We start from the raw sequence: 1,656 nt of genomic DNA, 5'->3' as shown, positions 1-1,656 counted from the left end.
TCTGGTCGTTTACCCCAACCACCCCATTGGTGGAAGGTGAGCACAAGATCACCACCACGGCGACGGATAAGGCGGGTAACATCAGTGCCCCATCCGACGTCTTTAAGTTGACCACCGACTACACCGCATCGCCAATTGGGCCAGGGTTCCTGGAGATCACCGGTGTGGAAGACCGCGTGGGCAATAAGACAGGCAACATTGCATCAGGAAACAGCACCGATGACAGCCAGCCGCTGATCAGCGGTATTGGTACCAAGGGCGATATCATCATTGTCTACACCACTGATGCGGCAGGTAATCACCCGATTGGCAGCACCAAGGTACTCGATAATGGCACCTGGTCACTGACGCCAACCACCCCATTGCTGGAAGGCAACAACCAGTTGACCATCGTGGCGGTCGATGCGGCGGGTAACAAGACCACGCCAAGCACGCCGTCTTATGACATCAATCTTGATATCACTATTCCTGCCGAGCCAGCAATCACCAGCGTGGTGGACAACACAGAGCCACACGTGGGTCCATTGCAGAAGGACGCTTTCACCAACGACAGCACCCCAACCCTGAGTGGGAGTGCAGAAGCCAACAGCCTGGTCAAGATCTACGATAACGGTGAACTGATCGGTTCAACCACGGCCAACGGCAAGGGTGAGTGGACCTTTACTCCAGCAGCAGGCGCTGAACTGAAAGATGGCAAACATAATCTGACCATCACTTCAACGGATGCGGCAGATAACGTCAGCGCACCAAGCGGTAGCTTCGGTATTATTGTTGACACCACCGTACCTAATCCGGCTGGCGATATCGTTATCACCGACAACGTGGGTGAGAAGACCGGTGAAGTGAATCCGGGGGATACCACCGATGACCGTTCACCAAACCTGAACGGTACCGGCGAACCCGGCGGCACGGTCACTATTTATGACAACGGTGAGGAAATTGGTACTGCCAAGATCAATGATGAAGGCAAGTGGAGCTTTACCCCGAGTGAACCGCTGGATAATGGCGACCACACCCTCAATACCACGGTGACTGACCCGGCGGGCAACGTGAGTGAGCCAAGTCCGGATATCAAGATTGTGGTGGACGATACCCCGGTGCTGGTGGAGTTGGGCTCAATCAATGACAACGTAGGGTCTGTAACCGGTAACCTGCAACCCGGTCAGGTCACCGACGACACTCGTCCAGAACTGAACGGCAGCGGCAAACCAGGCAGTGTCATCACCGTGAAGGATGGGGATGATGTACTGGGTACCACTATCGTCAAGAAAGATGGTAGCTGGAGCTTTACGCCAGAGACCGATCTGATCGAGGGTAACCACAGCCTGACCGTGACGGCAGAAGATGCCGCCGGTAAGACGGTAACCTCTCCTGCCTTTGAGCTGAAGGTAGATACCACCGCGCCAAATCAACCGGTAATGGGTAATGCCATTGATGACGTCGGTGATAACCGTGGTCCATTGACCAGCGGCGATGCCACTGACGATGCCAACCCAACCTTCAAGGGAACGACAGAGCCAAATAGCATCATCAATATCTATGATGATGGAAAACTGTTGGGCTCGGCTGCTGCTGACGACAAGGGTGCCTGGTCATTTACCCCAACCACCCCATTGGTGGAAGGTGAACACAAGATCACCACCACGGCGACGGATG

The 1,656-nt window shown here is 54.8% G+C and carries 1 protein-coding gene; it reads left to right on the top strand.

The genetic code is table 11. From position 1 onward, the window contains the following. A partial coding sequence (locus AC2A06_RS18500) for an Ig-like domain-containing protein (RefSeq protein WP_484381254.1) occupies window positions 1-1,656 on the top strand: 1,656 nt, incomplete at both ends.

The organism is Serratia sp. HNCC26DJ244 (genome assembly GCF_057180565.1).
Note: the sequence above shows the minus strand (reverse complement) of the source record. Positions and strands in the feature narration are given on the sequence as shown.